Origin of the sequence: Vibrio sp. Y42_MX_L11, from assembly GCF_024181785.1 — a bacterium.
GTDB classification, from domain to species: Bacteria; Pseudomonadota; Gammaproteobacteria; order Enterobacterales; family Vibrionaceae; genus Vibrio; species Vibrio diabolicus.
The window spans coordinates 138,181-155,127 of sequence record NZ_JAMZAP010000009.1; the positions used below are offsets into that span (position 1 = coordinate 138,181).

The window sequence follows — 16,947 nt, forward strand, 5'->3', positions numbered from 1 at the left end:
TTTTTTATATCTCAACCAAACGTTAACTTTGTTTGACTTGCGCTTTCACTGCTGCACGCTTACCAAACCAATAGCCCAAGCCAAGTGGTGCAAAGAATATAACGGCAATGAACAAGATGAAGTAGATAATGGTACTTTTAACGAGCTCAATCAGCTTAGTCATCGCTAAACTGACCACTTCCTGAGAGACTCGGTCCATATCTTGAGCAAATTTCTCACGCTCATGGGTAATGATCTGCGCGATTTCTTGGCGCTCTCTGGCTACCATCAACTCTAAAGCTTGGCGCTCCTCACCCAATTGAGATAAACGCGCTTGCGTTTTTTGGTCAATATCGTCAACCAAAGGTTGTAACTCTACCGCCATTTGCTCTGCCAAATAGCGCATGTACTCTGGATTGTTATCAATAAAGTCCTTCATCGAATCCGCCGTAACTTGTAAGCTATTTAGCGCAGCATTAACTTTTTCGATGCTGGCAGAGCTATTTAATGCTAATAACTGCGCCTTCCAAGTCATAATTTTGGGGGTCTGTTCTGATACAAGGCTTAGACGATCCGAGACATCACCTAATGCTTCTGGCATTGTACCTAGCGTAGTCACTGCCTCTTCCTCGCTAATTTGATTCGCATCTAACCACCCACGGTAAGCTGGCGTCCTGATCATACTTAAGTCCGCGAATGGATGTTGCTTAACGAACTCTGCAACAAACGCTTGTGTCTTGATGTACGCTTCTTGTTTCAACAGAGATTGAGCCAGTTTATCCACCTCTTTCGCTAAGTGAGCAGAAACTAACTTTGCCTCCTCTGTCGCAAACAGTTCATGACCAAGGCCAGTCGTAAAGAATTGATCCATCTGTAGCGTAAAAGTCCAAGTATCAATCAGTGCTGCCATTGGCGAGACTTGGTATGCTGCTGCTTGAAGACCTTCTTCAGCATTTATCTTCCAAAGCAAAATATAAGATTGATGGACTTTATCATGCGGCTCATATTGATCGTGCAATGCATCAGCAGCTTGCTCTACCTGAGCAAAAAACTGTTGCGCATACTCACGAGTCAGGAGACGCATATTAAGCTCTTGTTTGGTAAGAGGGACGGTTTGACTCTCGATTTTCACTTCTAACAGGGAGCACCCTGAAAGCATCACAACCAACCCTATCAACATCATTGAAGACAATCGACGAACGGACATGAAAGTACCTTTAACAAATTGTATGGAACAGGAATAAAGCGAACTAAGTCATATAGTTCGGGCCTTTAATACCCCAACTCTGATGATTGTAAGTCAGAGCAATATCAATCTGTTAGCGCTTCTTGTATCTTTTCACTATTGAGAACGTGGTTAGCGAAAAGTATGGTTTGCTTTAGGACATCATCTAAACGTGTCAGTTTCTCTTCCGGCACTTTTTGCCCTTGTTTAATCAACAGTTCAATATCACCCGAAATGCAGTGCAATGGCATTGCCCCTAAACTTCCCGAGACCCCTTTAAGACTATGAGCCGCTCTTTGCGCTTGCTCTTTATCCTCTTCTAATAGCCGATGCATTTTTGAACCATCGCCAGAGTGATCCTGAATAAAGACTTCAAGTAACATTCGCACCGCGCTTTCATCTCCCGATAGCGAGTCCAGCATCTTATTGATATCTATATACGGCTCACGTTCCACGACTTCCACTTGTGATGTGTTAGGCTCATTATGACTCTGTTCGTTAACTTGGCCGTTTTGAGCGCTTTCAGACTGAGCAGAAAAAACAACGTAAGACCCATCAGCTTGCTCAGACTCTTTATCTTCTGCTCTTGATGGTATTAGCGGCTGAACGGTTCTTTGGGAGAAAAGCCCCCATGAAAAAAGAGAAAGAAATAAACCACTGATTACTGACAACCAAGTAACAAAGGTCATCAACTTTTGTTCCAACTGGTCATTTATCGAAGTCAACTGGTTCGGGAAATCAGGATTAAGCAGTTGATTAACTAGATAGCTGCCTTGCGCCTTGGCAGATAGCGCGCTTGAAGTCTGGGCAAGTTGACGCTGAAAAGCACTTCGCTCTTGAGGAGAAAGCGTGTCCGACTCGATAAAGAGTCGGTCTAAATCACGATAAGTATCGCTATTCGTTGCTGAGTCACTAAAAATAGACTCCAAAACAAGTGCGCCTAAGCGATAGTACATTGATTGAATTTGCTCAGAGTTTTCATCTCGGGAGCGGCTTCTTCGCAACTGTTCAGCCAATGATACAAGCTCACTGTCACTCCCTACAAAGGCTCGAGCACTTTCTAAAAATCGATCGGTCGCATAAAGCAATTGAGTAATATCTGGTGTGATTTTTCCTTCAGAAAACTCACTTTCAAGCTGTAAGCGAACTGCATAGGCTAACTGAAGTTTTAGTGAAACTTGGTCGACGTGCTTAACACGATAAGGCAGATCGAAGTTAAAAAAATGTCTGACTTCTTCGACTTTGCTTCCTAGCTCATTCACTGTTGAAATGGTTTGAATCGTTTGTTTGGCTTGCAACCAAATCCCTAGCGCTAAAACACACCATAAAACGAACCAGAACCAAACAAACCGCCTCATTCCTTCTTTTAGCTTCAGCAACACTCGCCCCTCGCATATCTCCATTAATTACAAGCATATACTATGGATGTTTCTTATTCACATAAAAAAAGAGAGCCATTGGCTCTCTTAATTTGACGATATGGTTTTAGTTGCGACTCAACTGATCTTTTAGATTTGGTGGCGTACCTTTAATCGTTAAGGTATCCGTCTCTGGGTCATAAAAAATACGCTCGCCAAGCAATAGGCTATCAAAGCTAATATTCAAGCCACCACCAGCGCCAACAAATTTAGTCAGTTTGCGAACCGTCGCACGGTCACCTGGGAAAGATTCTTCAAGTTCGTACCCTTGCTCTTTGGTGAAATCCATAAAGCTTGTGCCATCTTGGCTTGGAGGAAGCTCTCCAGAAAGCTCTGAGATTTGAACCTCATCACCGGATTTAATTTGCTCATTGCAGTAATCGTAAACTTGTTTCTTGTACTCTTTCACTTCTTGCTTTTCTAGCTTCGAGTCAGCACAAAAATCATCCACTGCCTGCATCAACACTAAGTTTTGTTGTTTCGTATCTAAGCCGATGTCCGCTTGCAGGAAATCTAGGAAGAAATCCGCCACTTTACGGCCAACGCGTCCCTTGATGTATTGCAAGTAACGATTAGATTCCTTGTCAGTGTCGTAGCTCGACAAGTCAATGCGTGCCGCAATATCCATTTTGGTGATATCTAGGTAATCCGTCGCACTGATGTCCAAACCTTCGGTCACTTTTAAACTTTGGTTCATTGGTAAGATACCGATGAACAAGTAGTCCGTTGCTAAACTCTGATACTCAGCGAAAACCAAAATACCTTCATCCGCAAATGGGTACTTAATCAACTCTTCTTTCAAGCGATTTGCACTAATTTGTGAGAAGTCGTAAAAATCTCGCTCTCCTTTGCGCATTTCTTGAAGCCAAAATTGAAATTCGCTGTCTGACTGGAAAGATCCAAAACCTTTACCAGCTTTAGAATGGAATACTCGGTGAAGCTCAGCGACTAAGTTTTCAGTAGATGCATCGTTCTCTAATGATGCTGGACGAAAGTTTACAACTAGCTCGTCCTGATCGTTTTTGCACAGTTGATGCAGAATAACGTTTGAAAGATGAAGGCTCATAGTGATTTTATCTTGCTACAAGGTTTTAGTTGATGGGCATTGTAGGTTATCATAAGCCGCTTTTACTATCATTATTAGAGTCTTTATGCCGATTACATCTAAATATACTGACGAGCAAGTAGAGAAAATTCTTGCTGAAGTAGCAACAGTTCTTGAAAAACACGCTGCTTCTCCTGAGTTGACGCTAATGATTGCCGGAAATATCGCAACCAATGTCTTAAATCAACGTGTTGCTGCTTCACAACGCAAAGCGATTGCTGAAAAATTTGCTCAGGCGCTGATGTCTTCTTTAGAAACACCAAAAACACACTAATAACGGACAATAGAACACATACATGGTAGACAGCGGAAACTCATACGGCGAACGTGTATCTCGACTGGTTGGTTGGGGTCACTGGTTTGCATTCTTCAATATCGTCGCATCGATGTTGATAGGCACACGCTACATTGTTCAGTCTCCTTGGCCCGAGACGTTACTTGGTCAGTTTTATCTGGCGGTTTCTTGGGTTGGTCACTTTGGCTTTCTAGTTTTCGCGCTTTACTTGCTCGTTCTATTCCCGTTAACGTTTATCCTGCCATCGCGGAAATTGTTCCGTTTGGTGGCAGTGATTTTCGCGACCGTTGGGCAAACCATATTATTGATTGATACCCAAGCGTATCAGTCGATCAATTTGCACTTAACTCCTGTCGTTTGGGAGTTACTATTCAGCGAAGATAAAAGTGCACTCAGCACTGATCTACAACATCTGTTTGTTGTAATGCCGCTGATCTTCCTTATTCAGCTCGCTCTATCCGAATGGGTATGGCGAAAACAGCGCAAACTTTCTCATAAGCACGTAGGACGTCCTCTAGCAGCTGTATTTTTCCTCAGTTTTATGACCAGCCATTTGGTTTATATTTGGGCAGATGCATACTTCTACAACCCAATTACCAGTCAGCGTTCAAACTTCCCATTGTCTTACCCGATGACGGCGAAGAGCTTTATGGAAAAACATGGTCTACTTGACCGTGAGGAATACCTAAAACGCTTAGCGGAAAATGAAGGCAACGTAGAGTTAGTCAATTACCCTCTAGAAAAGCTAGAGTTTAACCGTCGAGTCAATAAGCTCAACGTGTTGATGATCAGCGTAAATAACCTGCGTGCAGACGCGCTGAATCCAGAAGAGATGCCTAACCTCTATGAGTTTGCCGAAAACAATCAGAACTTCCGTAATCATTACAGTTCAAGTAATGATACTTACGGGGCTTTTGGTTTGTTCTACGGCTTACCAACCAGTTACGCCTCAAGCATCAAGGCGCAAGGTGCTTCGCCAGTGTTACTCGATGTACTGAAAGATCAGGGTTACAACTTCGGCTTATTCAGTGGCAGCGGGTTTGAAGATGATCTCTACTCAGAGATTATTTTCCGCGACTTAAAACTAGCGGAAGACCTCGATGGCACACAAGCTCATACCGATAAGCAATCTATCGCGAACTGGAATACATGGTTAACAGAGAAAGCGAGTCAACCATGGTTTAGTTACATCGAAGTCACCACCGTTGATAATTTTGAATCGATCCCTTCAAATAATGACGAAGAAATGTCCGCAAGTGATCGCTTCAAAAAAGCTTATGAATATGCGGTGAAATCAGCGGATAAAACCGTCGCTAGTATTATTGATGAGCTTGAAAAAAATGGACTATTGACAAACACCATCGTGATTATCACTTCTAATCACGGTAGTGAGTTTAACGAAACCAATACGAACAGCTGGGGCGCAAACAGCAACTACAGCCGTTATCAGTTACAAGTTCCTATGGTAATCCAATGGCCAGGAATGTTGGCTGGTGAATTTAATCACAGCACAAGCCACTTGGACCTTTCGGTCACGCTGTTGCAGGATATGCTCGGTGTATCTTCCAACCCATATGATTACAGTAGTGGTCGTAACCTATTTGACGAAAGTCGTCGCCGTTGGATCCTAGCGGGTGACACTCGTGAGCTTGCCTTAATTACTAGCTCACAAACCACAGTGATCGATAAGTTTGGCAACTACAAGTTGTATGACAGAAATTACAAACGACTTCGAGATGATGCACCGAAGTTGCCAGTTTTGATGCAAGGTTTAACTGAGTTACAGCGTTTTTATTCTAAAAACGATTAATACCTAGCAATCCATATACTATTCAAACTCCCCTTTTTGGGGAGTTTTTGTTTATTTAAACAACACAAACCACAAATTTGCGCAGTAAACATCCAATCAGTTCAACTAGGGGTTTACAACATTTTCAAAGCCTTATATTATGCGCCTCAACAACGGAGAGATGGCTGAGTGGTTGAAAGCACCGGTCTTGAAAACCGGCATACGTTAATAGCGTATCTAGGGTTCAAATCCCTATCTCTCCGCCACATTTAGAAAAAGCCCGCTAAGAAATTAGCGGGCTTTTTCGTATATCCAGATTTGAAAAGATTTGTACAAATCCCTCCTTGAATACAAGCCAAGCAATCGCCACATTCAGAAAGAACCCATTAGAAAATTAGCGCCCTTTTCGTTCCAGTGTCCCGTTATGAATCAGGTTGATACTCACGTCTAGTTGTATTTACTTACCAACAAAAACTTCTTTAGCGGCATTAATGAGCTGTAAATGGATTGGGACGAGGTCTGAATGATTCGTTCGATATCCACCTCCGACGACAGCTGCGACAGGGATACCTCGCGATTTCATTGTTTGCATTAAAAATCTATCACGCTCTAAAATCCCTTGCGTCGACACATCAAAATATCCAAGCTCATCGTCTTGATGTATATCAACACCAGCATCGTAGACAACCAAATCAGGACGATGAAGATTAAGCGCCATATCGACCACTTCCTTAAACGCTATTAAAAACCCCTCATCACCTGTTCCTCGCACCAAAGGCACATCTAGATCAGACTGAGGCTTTCTAGCCGGGAAGTTTTTGTCACAGTGGAAAGAAAGCGTGATGATATCTGGCTCATCGTGACACAAAGTTGCTGTTCCATCCCCATGGTGAACATCACTATCAATGATCAATACTTTATCGACATGTTCGACTTCGAGCGCTTGCCTGGCCGCGATCACTAAGTCATTAAATAAACAAAAACCACTGCCAAACTCTTTGTGTGCGTGGTGATACCCGCCACTCAAATGAATGGCAACACCATACTCAAGTGCTTTATTTGCGGTCAAAGCCGTGCCCGCTGCTGAAGTTAGCGTTCTGGTAATGAGAGACTCACTCCAAGGAAAACCTATTCGGCGCATCTTCGCAGCTGGCATGTTTCCATTCACAAGTAAGTCGACGTATTCCTGGTCATGAACACGTTTTACTTCCTCAACAGTTAATGCTTCTGGCTGGAAAAACTGCACGTGTTCTTTCCAGTTATCTTTCTCCATATGTACCAATACCGATTCATAGAGGTACTGGTACTTCATAATTGGGTAACGATGCCCCTCTGGCAACTCAAGTTGAGAATAAATCGGGTGGTAGATAAATGGCAGCATGAGAAATTCTTAATAACAATGGTAACGAAATAGTATCAACTTCAAGGGTTGAATAAAATGCAATTTAATTGATAATGATTTTCAATATTAATTAAATTTAATATACATATGAATTCTACTTTCTTTGCTATTCTCGGCGCACTGTTTGGCTCTCTTTGTGCTCTGTCCCTATTTTCATCTTTCGTTGTTGGTGCGTGGTGGCTGGTTGATTTTATTGCGCTTAGCTAACACAATGACTTTCAACTGAAATCAAAAAAATATAGGTGTTTGTATGAGTCAAACCGTCTTTATTACCGGAGCAAATCGCGGCATTGGCCTTAGCTTAACTGAGCTGTACCTGAAGCAAGGCCATCAAGTACACGCTACTAGCCGTTCCTTAGAGAACAGTTCTGAACTACAAACTCTAGCCTCACATTACAGCAATCTAGTTTTGCACGAACTGGATGTTACTCACTACGAACAAGTCGCTCTGCTTGCAGATAAGCTCCCCGCCATCGACTTACTCATTAACAATGCAGGATATTACGGCCCCAAGGGATATGGCTTTGGAAACACTGACGTAGAAGAATGGCGTAAAGTCTTCGAAGTAAACACCATTGCACCGTTAAAACTGGTTGAGCACTGTTACCCTCGCTTACAACAAGGCAAGATGAAAAAGATTGCTTGTATCTCATCAAAAGTGGGGAGCATGACCGAAAATACGTCCGGTGGCGGTTATATTTATCGTTCATCGAAAGCGGCGCTAAACTCGGTTGTTAAAAGCTTGAGTAATGATTTAACACCTGAAGGATTTACCGTTTTAGCGCTTCATCCTGGTTGGGTAAAAACGGCAATGGGCGGGCCAAATGCATTGATCGATACGCAAACCTCCGCGCAGGGCCTAGCGAACGTGATAGAGCTGAGTACACCGCAACTTTCAGGTCGATTTATTAACTACGATGGTACTGAGCTACCTTGGTAGCGGCGTTAAGAAACAACCATCAATAAACCAAATAACACCTAAGCTAGGCTTCATAATCGTGACTTGGTTGGCAAACATAATGTTCATCGGCGATCTACCAGCATAATTCGCGCAATCTAACTTGAATTTATCTATATCCAATCCAGACTTATGAAAAAGTAGAACAATTAAGGAGAAGGCACGATGGCAGCAGATAGGGATTTGGTTAATTTTAGCGAAGAGCACGAGCTAAACTACTGCTTGAGAAGTGCTGGTAAACGCCAAACTCAAGCGAATCGAGATACATTAGTTGACTTGGGCAAGCAGGTGAAAGAGGTACTGGACAAACGCGTGTTAACTCAAGGAGAAGTAAGAGGCGCGATCCAAAACCACGGTGACCTGTTCGAGTAATCTATTTTCAAGCATGCGCGGTGTTTAATTACGCCGCGCTTGTCCTATGCCCGCTTACCTTTGGTTGCACGAGATTTAGCCGCGCCACCACTCTTTGAATAACTACGCTTTTTACGTTTAAACGCTGGACGTTCCACCTTGGGTAGATGACGTAATGAATCAGGGATCGGCCCTGCTTTTACTTGTGCCATCAAACCATCAATGCGTTGCTCTAGTGCTTGCATAAACGGCTGATATGCCTGATTTCTCTCTGCCATACCTTGTAACTGGTGCTCCCAATGAGCCGTCATATCTGGGTACGTTGAATCCTGTGGCAAGGCATGAATGAGACCTCTTCCCGCAGGAGAGCTGAGAATTGATTTACCTTGACGCGTGAGCAGTTGGCGTTTGAACAGCGTGTCCAAAATACCAGCGCGAGTCGCTTCCGTACCTAGCCCATCAGTATCACGAAGGATTTTTTTCAGTTCTTTATCCGCAACGTAACGGGCGATCCCGGTCATCGCTTGCAACAGCGATGCTTCGGTAAAGTGCTTTGGTGGCTCGGTTTTTCGGTCTTTTATTTCCCCTTCACGACAAGTTAACACGGTGCCTTCGGGTAACGGTGGAACGGCATCAATACCTTCATCTTCCTTGTCAGTTTTGCCCATTAGCGCTTTCCAACCCGGCGAAACTAACTGACGACCTTTCGCGATAAACGTACCACCAGCGATATCGAAAACCAATTTCGCTTCTGCGTAAACCGCCGCCGGATAAAACTGCATGAGATACTGGCGCGCAATCAATTGATACACTTTCATCTCATTACCCGAAAGCGAATTCACATTAGCTTGTTTTGGTGTAGGGATAATCGCATGGTGCGCATCCACTTTTTTATCATTCCAAGCTTTGGACTTTAATGTTAAGTCTGCTCCCTGAACGGCACCTTGCAGCTCTTTTGCGTTATTCGCAATAGCTGTTGTCACCGTCCCTGCTTGTGAGTAGTGTTCCATCGGTAAATAGCGACAATCTGAACGTGGATAAGTGATCAGCTTGTGCTTTTCATACAATGCCTGACAAGTATCTAGTACTTGTTGCGCACTCATACCATAGCGCTTCGCTGCATCGATCTGTAAAGCAGATAATGAATAAGGTAGTGGTGCGGATTGCTTGGTTTGCTTTTGTTCCGACTCCGTCACTTTCGCGGGTTGATTTGCAATGCGGTTTGCAACGTTTTCCACTAACTTACGGTTTAACACTCGCCCTTCTTCATCCTGCCAAGGCTTGCATGCCTCACTTGGCTTCCAACGAGCACGAATATCAAAAGTACCATTGGCATCTTGATACGGAATCAGAGCATGTAGGGTAAAATAGTCCTTCGGGACAAAGTTTTCGATTTCCTCATCACGACGCACCACTAAGCCAAGAACTGGCGTTTGCACTCGCCCTACCGAGAGAACACCTTGATACCCTGCTTTTTGACCAAGCAAGGTATAAGCACGAGACATGTTCATACCATACAGCCAATCAGCCCGAGAGCGAGCCAATGCAGAAACTGAAAGTGGGATAAACTCTCGATTACTGCGCATAGAACTGAGTGCACGTTTAACCGCAGGTAAGTTCAAGTCGGAAATCAGCAAACGCTGTGTGGATTCCTTCTTGGTTTTAGATAACTTGCAATAGTCGAGAACTTCATCAACTAACAGCTGACCCTCGCGGTCAGGGTCTCCTGCATGAATGACTTCGTTAGCTTCTTTGAGCAATTTGCGAATCACTGTTAATTGCTTACTTGCGCTTTTCCTCGGTCTGAGCTGCCATTGCTGCGGAACAATTGGTAAATCTGCCATATTCCACTTTTTATAACGCTCATCGTAAGCGTCAGGTTCGACTTGTTCGAGCAAATGGCCGATACACCAAGTAACGATATCCCCGTTCCCACAGCGGATGAATCCTTGATCTTTCTTTTGAGGGTTTGGCAGTGCTGCGGCAATCGCACGGCCTAAGCTTGGTTTTTCAGCAATAAACAGACGAGACATAACGTTTTGGAAATAAATATAATTAGGGCCACATTAACGAATGTAGCCCTAATAAATCAAGAAAAACTGTATAAATAAACAGTCAAGTTTGTTTAAGTTTTCAGTTATAGAAATTCAACAAACTGAGAAAGGTCACGCTCAGGAACTTTCATCGGTGTGCAACCAGGCGTACCTAGGTACAAGAAACCAACAATCTCATCGTCACCTTCTAAACCAAACGCTTGATGAACTTCTGGATGGAACATCCACTTACCTGAGCGCCAAAATCCTTGAAAGCCTTGCGCTACCGCTGCCATCTGCATGGATTGTACGGCACATCCCGCAGATAAGTGTTGCTCTAGTGCAGGCACTTTCTCATGTTCCGTTACTTTAGCAATCACCGTGATCACCATTGGCGCACGAAATGGCGCATTTTTCACCTTTTCGACCACCGCTTCATCACTATTTTCAGCTTCTGCCGCTTTTACCAAGATATCTGACAGTTTTTTCAAACCATCGCCCTGTGCGATAACGAAACGCCAAGGGGTTAATCCCGCATGGTCAGGCGCACGAAGGCCTGCACGAATGATGTTCTCAAGCGCTTTACCTTCTGGTGCAGGCGCAGATAACTTCGCGATAGATCGGCGATTGAGCAAAAGATCGAGAGCGTCCATGAAAGAATCCTTATCGAATATCGTTGTTATTTTGTTTACGCCACTTTAGCACAATCTGTTCCTACGAATAACAACCGGTTTTCTGTGGGCTTGATAACGTGCTTCACTTAACATCAAACTGGATTTAATGTTAATTTATTCGCGAAATGAATAAGTTGAACATAGGCAGGTTGATGAACAAGGACAAACAAAACAGCATTTACGAAAAGATCGTTAATGACGAAGATGCCCGTGCCTGTAAGGCGATTCCTGAATCAGCTTGTCATCAAGTTCCCGGCAACTTTCTTAAAATCATTCTTGCTCAGTTTTTAACGAAGGTCGGCGATGCGTTAATCAATCCCAAAGTCACGTTGCCGTGGATACTACAAAGCCTCGGGGCACCGGTTTACTTAATTGGTTGGCTCGTTCCTATTCGTGAATCAGGTTCCCTTATCCCACAACTTAGCATCGCGCACTACATCCGACGCATTCCAGTAAGAAAATGGGTCTGGGTAATTGGCAGCATCTTGCAGGCTCTTTCCATATTTGCAATCGGAGTGGTCGCATTAACTCTGACAGGAGCTGCTGCGGGTTATGGTGTAATTGCATGTCTTGTGATCTTCAGCCTCTCACGCGGTTTAAATTCCGTCGCATCAAAAGATGTGTTGGGCAAAACCATCCCTAAAAACCAACGAGGTCAAGTCAACGGCTGGTCTTCAAGCGCTGCTGGCCTTGTTACACTACTTTTCGCTAGCCTTCTGGCACTAGCCTGGTTATGGGATGTAGAGCCGACAGAGCGCTTTTACGGTCTGAGTTTAGGCTTAGCGGGCGTCATATGGCTCATCGCGGCATTAGTCTATGCGCGAATTAATGAGTATGCCGGTGAGGTAGACGGTGGTCGAAATGGCGTCCTCGAAGCATTTAAACAACTCGCGTTACTTAAGACAGACGTGACCTTTCGTCGATTCGTTATCACGCGGACACTATTTTTATGTTCTGCGCTGAGTGCACCGTACTACGTTGTGCTGGCACAGCAATCTCTGGGTGGACAGCTCTGGGTGCTAGCTCTCTTTATGTTTGCGAGTGGCTTAGCCTCCTTTGTGTCAGGTCCTTTCTGGGGAAGAATGTCCGATCGATCTAGCCGCAGTGTTATGGTCATCGGCGCAACGATGAGCGCGCTACTTGGCGTTGTTTTATTTGTTTACGATACTTGGATAATCGCCAGCACAAGCTTCCTATTCGTGATTCCTCTGCTCTACTTTTGTGTGTGCATTGCCCACGACGGAATACGAGTCGGACGAAAAACCTACTTAGTTGATATCGCAGAAGGTGACAAACGGACAAGCTATGTAGCCGTGAGTAACACGGTGGTTGGGATAATGCTGCTTCTAATGAGTTCTCTTGGTGTCATGTCGAACTTTTTGAGCCTTTCAGCTGTGGTGTTAGTGTTCTCTTTTATTACTCTTTCTGGCGTGGTAATGGCCAAACAACTGCCAGAAATCAGTGACTAGTTCTATACAAAAAAGCTGCGCTCAAAGCGCAGCTTTCATAGTAAACACACCTTGAAAGACTAGAGTTTTACCGCCAATTTAACGCCTTGACGAATCGCACGCACAGCATCAAGTTCACCCGCATGGTCAGCTCCGCCAATGATATGAATCTTCTCTCCAAGTTCAGACCATTTATCTTCAAATGGACGAACAGACTCTTGCCCCGCACAAATGACGACTTTGTCCGCGTTCAATAATTGTTCTTTTCCATCTACATGAATGTGCAAACCTTGATCATCAATTTTATCGTAAGACACGCCACCAACTAAATGTACGCCCCGTTTTTCAAGGGTACGTTTATGGATCCAACCTGTTGTTTTACCCGGACCTTTACCTACACGACCTTTACGACGCTGAAGCACCCAGACTTCTTTATCGCTGACCGCATCAGGGTAAGGGTATAAACCACCCGGTTGAGACATCTCTTTGTCGATTCCCCATTCATGCAACCAGTCATCCAACGTTTGTCCAACTGGCTCTGTGAGCATGGTCGCGACATCTACGCCAATACCACCAGCACCAACGATAGCCACTTTCTCACCGACTGGCGTTTTGTCTCGAATGAGTGTTTGATAGTCGACGACTTTCTCTGGGTTATCAATTCCATCAATATTGATTTTACGTGGCTCAACACCCGATGCCATCACTATCTCATCGTATTCTGTGAGTAAGTCATAGTTCGCTTCCGTCGATAAGTGCAGATTCACGCCTGTTTCATCAATACGGTTAGCGAAATATCGTATCGTCTCTCGAAACTCCTCCTTACCAGGGATCTGCATCGCAAGACGGAACTGACCGCCGATGCGGTCGTTCTTTTCGAACAAATCAACCTTATGGCCACGTTCAGCCAGTGTAGTCGCACAAGCCAAGCCCGCCGGACCTGCTCCGACAACGGCAATGTTTTTCTTCTTAAAGGCTGGTTCAACAACAATTTCGGTTTCATAGCACGCAAGTGGGTTCACTAAGCAACTGGCGCGCTTACCTTTAAACACGTTATCTAGACACGCCTGATTACAACCAATACACGTATTGATAAGCTGCGCTTTTTCCTGTTCGGCTTTAGCAACAAAGTAAGGATCGGCCAAGAATGGGCGCGCCATCGAAACCATGTCAGCATGACCTGAAGATAGAATACGTTCTGCTTCGTCTGGCGTATTTATTCGGTTACAAGTGATGATAGGAACCGAAACGTGAGGCTTAACTTTTTCCGTAACCCACGTAAACGCACCGCGTGGTACTTGAGTCGCAATGGTAGGAATTCGAGCCTCGTGCCAACCAATGCCAGTGTTAATAATCGTGACGCCAGCCTCTTCAAGTGCTTTCGCCAATTCGATAACGTCTTCAAAAGTGCTGCCCTGCTCGACAAGATCCAGCATAGAGAGACGGAAAATGATGATGAACTTGTCACCCACCGCCTTACGAACCGCTTTGACAATTTCTAGCGGAAAACGCATACGTTTTTTGTAACTGCCACCCCATTCGTCGTAACGCATGTTCGTGCGCTTACATAAGAATTGGTTTATCAGGTAACCTTCCGAGCCCATTAACTCGACGCCATCATAACCAGCAAGCTGGGCCAACTCAGCGCTGTTCGCAAAGGCATCAATGGTTTTCTTAATCTGGCGGTCGCTCATTTCACTCGGAGCAAACTTTGCAATTGGCGCTTTAATGCCAGACGCACTTTGCGAGAATGGATGCATGGCATAACGCCCAGCATGGAGAATTTGTAGGGCAATTTTGCCACCGTGCTTGTGCACCGCTTCTGTCACAACTTTGTGGGCCTTGGCATGCTTTGGCTTGCTGAACTCAGCACTCAATGGGTGCAAACGACCGCGTAAGTTAGGAGAAAAACCTCCGGTTACAATCAGTCCAACACCGCCTTTCACGCGTTCTTCATAGAAAGCCGCGAGCTTCTGTAATCCTTCTTTGTGCTCTTCTAAGCCCGTGTGCATTGATCCCATCAGGACTCGGTTTCGTAATTGTGTAAAACCGAGATCCAGTGGCTTTAATAGGTTTGGGTACATGGCAGACATCACTTAACATCCATTGTTATTATCATGGTCTGACCAGATTAAGCCCGCTCAACCAAAAAATCAAACAAGCGTTTACATTTTTGTAACACCGATCAATCTCGCGTGAAAATATGCCAATTGTTGAGTGGTCGTGATAAGCTAAAAAAATGTTATCTTTTGAGATCTTAGAGATAAGAACCCATACTTTGTTAGACTCGGCGTAACTATCTCGTTATGGAGACAAGATGAAAAAACTCTTCAAATTTATTGGTTTGATATTTAAAGGGATATGGAAGAGCATCACCTTTATCAGACTCGCACTGGCAAACCTGATCTTCTTGCTGATGATTGCCGTTTTCTACTTTGCTTTTACTTATACCGGAGACGGTCAACCCGTCGTCGAAAAAGAGTCGGCATTGGTGATGAATCTTTCAGGTCCGATTGTCGAACAAAGACGCTATGTAAATCCAATGGACTCTTTTGCTGGTTCCCTTTTGGGTAATGAGTTACCGAAAGAAAACGTCCTTTTCGATATCGTTGATACTATTCGCTACGCGAAAGACGATCCTAAAGTGTCTGGATTAGTGCTAGCACTGCGAGACATGCCAGAAACAAATCTCACGAAATTACGTTACATCGCGAAAGCGTTGAACGAATTTAAAGCGTCAGGTAAACCCGTTTACGCCGTAGGTGATTTCTACAACCAAAGCCAATATTACTTGGCAAGTTACGCTGATAAAGTTTACCTGGCACCTGATGGCGGCGTATTGATTAAAGGTTACAGTGCCTATTCAATGTACTACAAAACGTTATTGGAAAAGCTTGATGTTTCTACTCATGTTTTTCGCGTAGGTACTTATAAATCCGCTATCGAACCGTTTATTCGTGATGACATGTCCGATGCGGCGAAAGAGTCTGCAACACGCTGGGTTACTCAATTGTGGAGTGCTTTTGTTGATGACGTAACGACAAACCGAAATATTGATGCGAAAGTGCTTAACCCAACCATGGATGAGCTGATTGACGAAATGAAGTCAGTGGACGGTGATCTTGCTCAGCTCGCGGTTAAACTGGGCTTGGTTGATGAACTCGCGACACGCCAAGACATTCGCACTCTATTTGCAAAGCAGTTTGGTAGTGACGGCAAAGACAGCTACAACGCGATTGGTTACTACGACTACCTTGCAACGATTCGCCCTGATTACACACTACCTCAGCACGATATCGCCGTTGTTCTAGCCAGTGGCGCGATTATGGATGGTCAACAACCTCGTGGTACTGTCGGAGGTGACACCGTCGCAAGCTTGTTGCGTCAAGCACGCAATGATGAAAAGGTGAAAGCGGTCGTGTTGCGAGTAGATAGCCCTGGGGGTAGTGCCTTTGCCTCTGAAGTGATTCGCAACGAAGTAGAAGCACTGAAACAAGCAGGCAAGCCAGTTGTTGTATCCATGTCGAGTTTAGCCGCTTCTGGTGGTTATTGGATTTCAATGAGCGCAGACAAGATCGTTGCTCAGCCAACAACACTGACGGGTTCCATTGGTATTTTTAGTGTCATCACCACGTTTGAAAAAGGCTTTAGCAAGTTAGGCATTAATACTGATGGCGTTGGCACATCGCCGTTCTCTGGTGACGGTATTACCACTGGCCTTTCTGACGGCGCGTCTCAAGTATTCCAATTAGGTATCGAGCACGGTTATAAGCGCTTTATTTCTTTGGTTGGCGAGAATCGCGATATGTCTCTAGAGGAAGTCGACAACGTCGCTCAAGGTCGAGTTTGGACAGGACAAGACGCCCTATCCTTTGGTCTTGTTGACCAAATGGGTGACTTTGATGATGCCGTAGAACTAGCGGCGAAACTGGCGAATGTGACCGATTACGGCATTTACTGGGTAGAAGAACCGCTTTCTCCCACTGAACTATTTTTACAAGAGTTCATGAAACAGGTGAAAGTCTCTCTAGGTATTGATGCAACCAGCTTGCTACCAAAAAGTCTTCAACCCGTAGCTCAACAGTTTGAACAAGACGCAAGCTTGCTACAAAGCTTTAACGATCCTAAAGGTCAATACGCATTTTGTTTGAACTGCCAAGTGCAGTAGCTTTTTCATTAATATTACAAAGGGTACCTCTACTTGAGGTGCCCTTTTTATTACGCTCAACATCTCCTCAGATGACTTTCTGATGCTGTTCGCATAGCCTCG

Annotated in this window: 13 protein-coding genes and 1 tRNA gene; 7 read left to right on the forward strand and 7 right to left on the reverse strand. The window is 44.5% G+C overall.

What is annotated here, in order from left to right; all coding sequences use genetic code 11:
- Nucleotides 1-22 precede the first annotated feature (22 nt).
- From NL643_RS11530 to yejK, 3 genes are all read right to left on the reverse strand, one after another.
- Nucleotides 23-1,186 carry a chemotaxis protein gene (locus NL643_RS11530; protein WP_243328270.1) on the reverse strand — a complete coding sequence of 388 codons (1,164 nt, stop codon included), beginning with the start codon at nt 1,184-1,186 and terminating at the stop codon, nt 23-25.
- Between the two features lie 104 nt (nt 1,187-1,290).
- On the reverse strand, nt 1,291-2,607 hold the full coding sequence (locus NL643_RS11535; RefSeq protein ID WP_253644427.1) for an Hpt domain-containing protein: 1,317 nt from the start codon (nt 2,605-2,607) through the stop codon (nt 1,291-1,293).
- Nucleotides 2,608-2,689: 82 nt separating this feature from the next.
- Nucleotides 2,690-3,688 carry a nucleoid-associated protein YejK gene (yejK, locus tag NL643_RS11540; RefSeq protein ID WP_253644428.1) on the reverse strand — a complete coding sequence of 333 codons (999 nt, stop codon included), beginning with the start codon at nt 3,686-3,688 and terminating at the stop codon, nt 2,690-2,692.
- Between the two features lie 85 nt (nt 3,689-3,773).
- Between yejK and NL643_RS11545 the strand changes: the two genes are divergently transcribed.
- The 3 genes from NL643_RS11545 to NL643_RS11555 all read left to right on the forward strand — a co-directional run bounded on the left by NL643_RS11545 (nt 3,774) and on the right by NL643_RS11555 (nt 6,077).
- The gene (locus tag NL643_RS11545) at nt 3,774-4,001 is read left to right on the forward strand and encodes a YejL family protein (protein WP_005380722.1); all 228 of its coding nucleotides are present in this window, start codon (nt 3,774-3,776) and stop codon (nt 3,999-4,001) included.
- 22 nt (nt 4,002-4,023) lie between these two features.
- The gene (locus tag NL643_RS11550; RefSeq protein WP_006743278.1) at nt 4,024-5,832 is read left to right on the forward strand and encodes a DUF3413 domain-containing protein; all 1,809 of its coding nucleotides are present in this window, start codon (nt 4,024-4,026) and stop codon (nt 5,830-5,832) included.
- A 154-nt stretch (nt 5,833-5,986) separates the two neighbouring features.
- Nucleotides 5,987-6,077, forward strand: a tRNA-Ser gene (locus NL643_RS11555).
- Nucleotides 6,078-6,268: 191 nt separating this feature from the next.
- Here the strand turns inward: NL643_RS11555 and NL643_RS11560 are convergent.
- Nucleotides 6,269-7,192, reverse strand: a complete 924-nt coding sequence (locus tag NL643_RS11560; protein WP_253644429.1) for a histone deacetylase — start codon at nt 7,190-7,192, stop codon at nt 6,269-6,271.
- Nucleotides 7,193-7,463: 271 nt separating this feature from the next.
- On the opposite strand from NL643_RS11560, the gene NL643_RS11565 reads away from it, so the two are divergent.
- Together NL643_RS11565 and NL643_RS11570 are read left to right on the forward strand one after the other, a co-directional pair.
- Complete coding sequence (locus NL643_RS11565) at nt 7,464-8,153, forward strand: SDR family oxidoreductase (RefSeq protein WP_005396517.1); 690 nt, start codon at nt 7,464-7,466, stop codon at nt 8,151-8,153.
- Between the two features lie 183 nt (nt 8,154-8,336).
- Nucleotides 8,337-8,543 (forward strand): hypothetical protein, encoded by a 207-nt coding sequence (locus tag NL643_RS11570; protein WP_114323304.1) that lies wholly within the window; start codon nt 8,337-8,339, stop codon nt 8,541-8,543.
- Between the two features lie 44 nt (nt 8,544-8,587).
- Here the strand turns inward: NL643_RS11570 and NL643_RS11575 are convergent, their stop codons facing one another.
- Nucleotides 8,588-10,555, reverse strand: coding sequence for a DNA topoisomerase III (locus NL643_RS11575; RefSeq protein ID WP_253644430.1), 1,968 nt, complete (start codon nt 10,553-10,555; stop codon nt 8,588-8,590).
- 104 nt (nt 10,556-10,659) lie between these two features.
- Nucleotides 10,660-11,208, reverse strand: a complete 549-nt coding sequence (locus NL643_RS11580; protein ID WP_005396515.1) for an NAD(P)H nitroreductase — start codon at nt 11,206-11,208, stop codon at nt 10,660-10,662.
- A 173-nt stretch (nt 11,209-11,381) separates the two neighbouring features.
- Between NL643_RS11580 and NL643_RS11585 the strand changes: the two genes are divergently transcribed.
- On the forward strand, nt 11,382-12,698 hold the full coding sequence (locus NL643_RS11585; protein ID WP_253644431.1) for an MFS transporter: 1,317 nt from the start codon (nt 11,382-11,384) through the stop codon (nt 12,696-12,698).
- A 59-nt stretch (nt 12,699-12,757) separates the two neighbouring features.
- Here the strand turns inward: NL643_RS11585 and NL643_RS11590 are convergent, their stop codons facing one another.
- Entirely contained in the window at nt 12,758-14,770 is a 2,013-nt protein-coding gene (locus NL643_RS11590) for an NADPH-dependent 2,4-dienoyl-CoA reductase (protein WP_253644432.1), read from the reverse strand.
- 224 nt (nt 14,771-14,994) lie between these two features.
- Here NL643_RS11590 and sppA point away from each other — a divergent pair, with 224 nt between their 5' ends.
- Nucleotides 14,995-16,845 carry a signal peptide peptidase SppA gene (gene sppA, locus NL643_RS11595; protein ID WP_012841560.1) on the forward strand — a complete coding sequence of 617 codons (1,851 nt, stop codon included), beginning with the start codon at nt 14,995-14,997 and terminating at the stop codon, nt 16,843-16,845.
- Nucleotides 16,846-16,947: the final 102 nt, after the last annotated feature.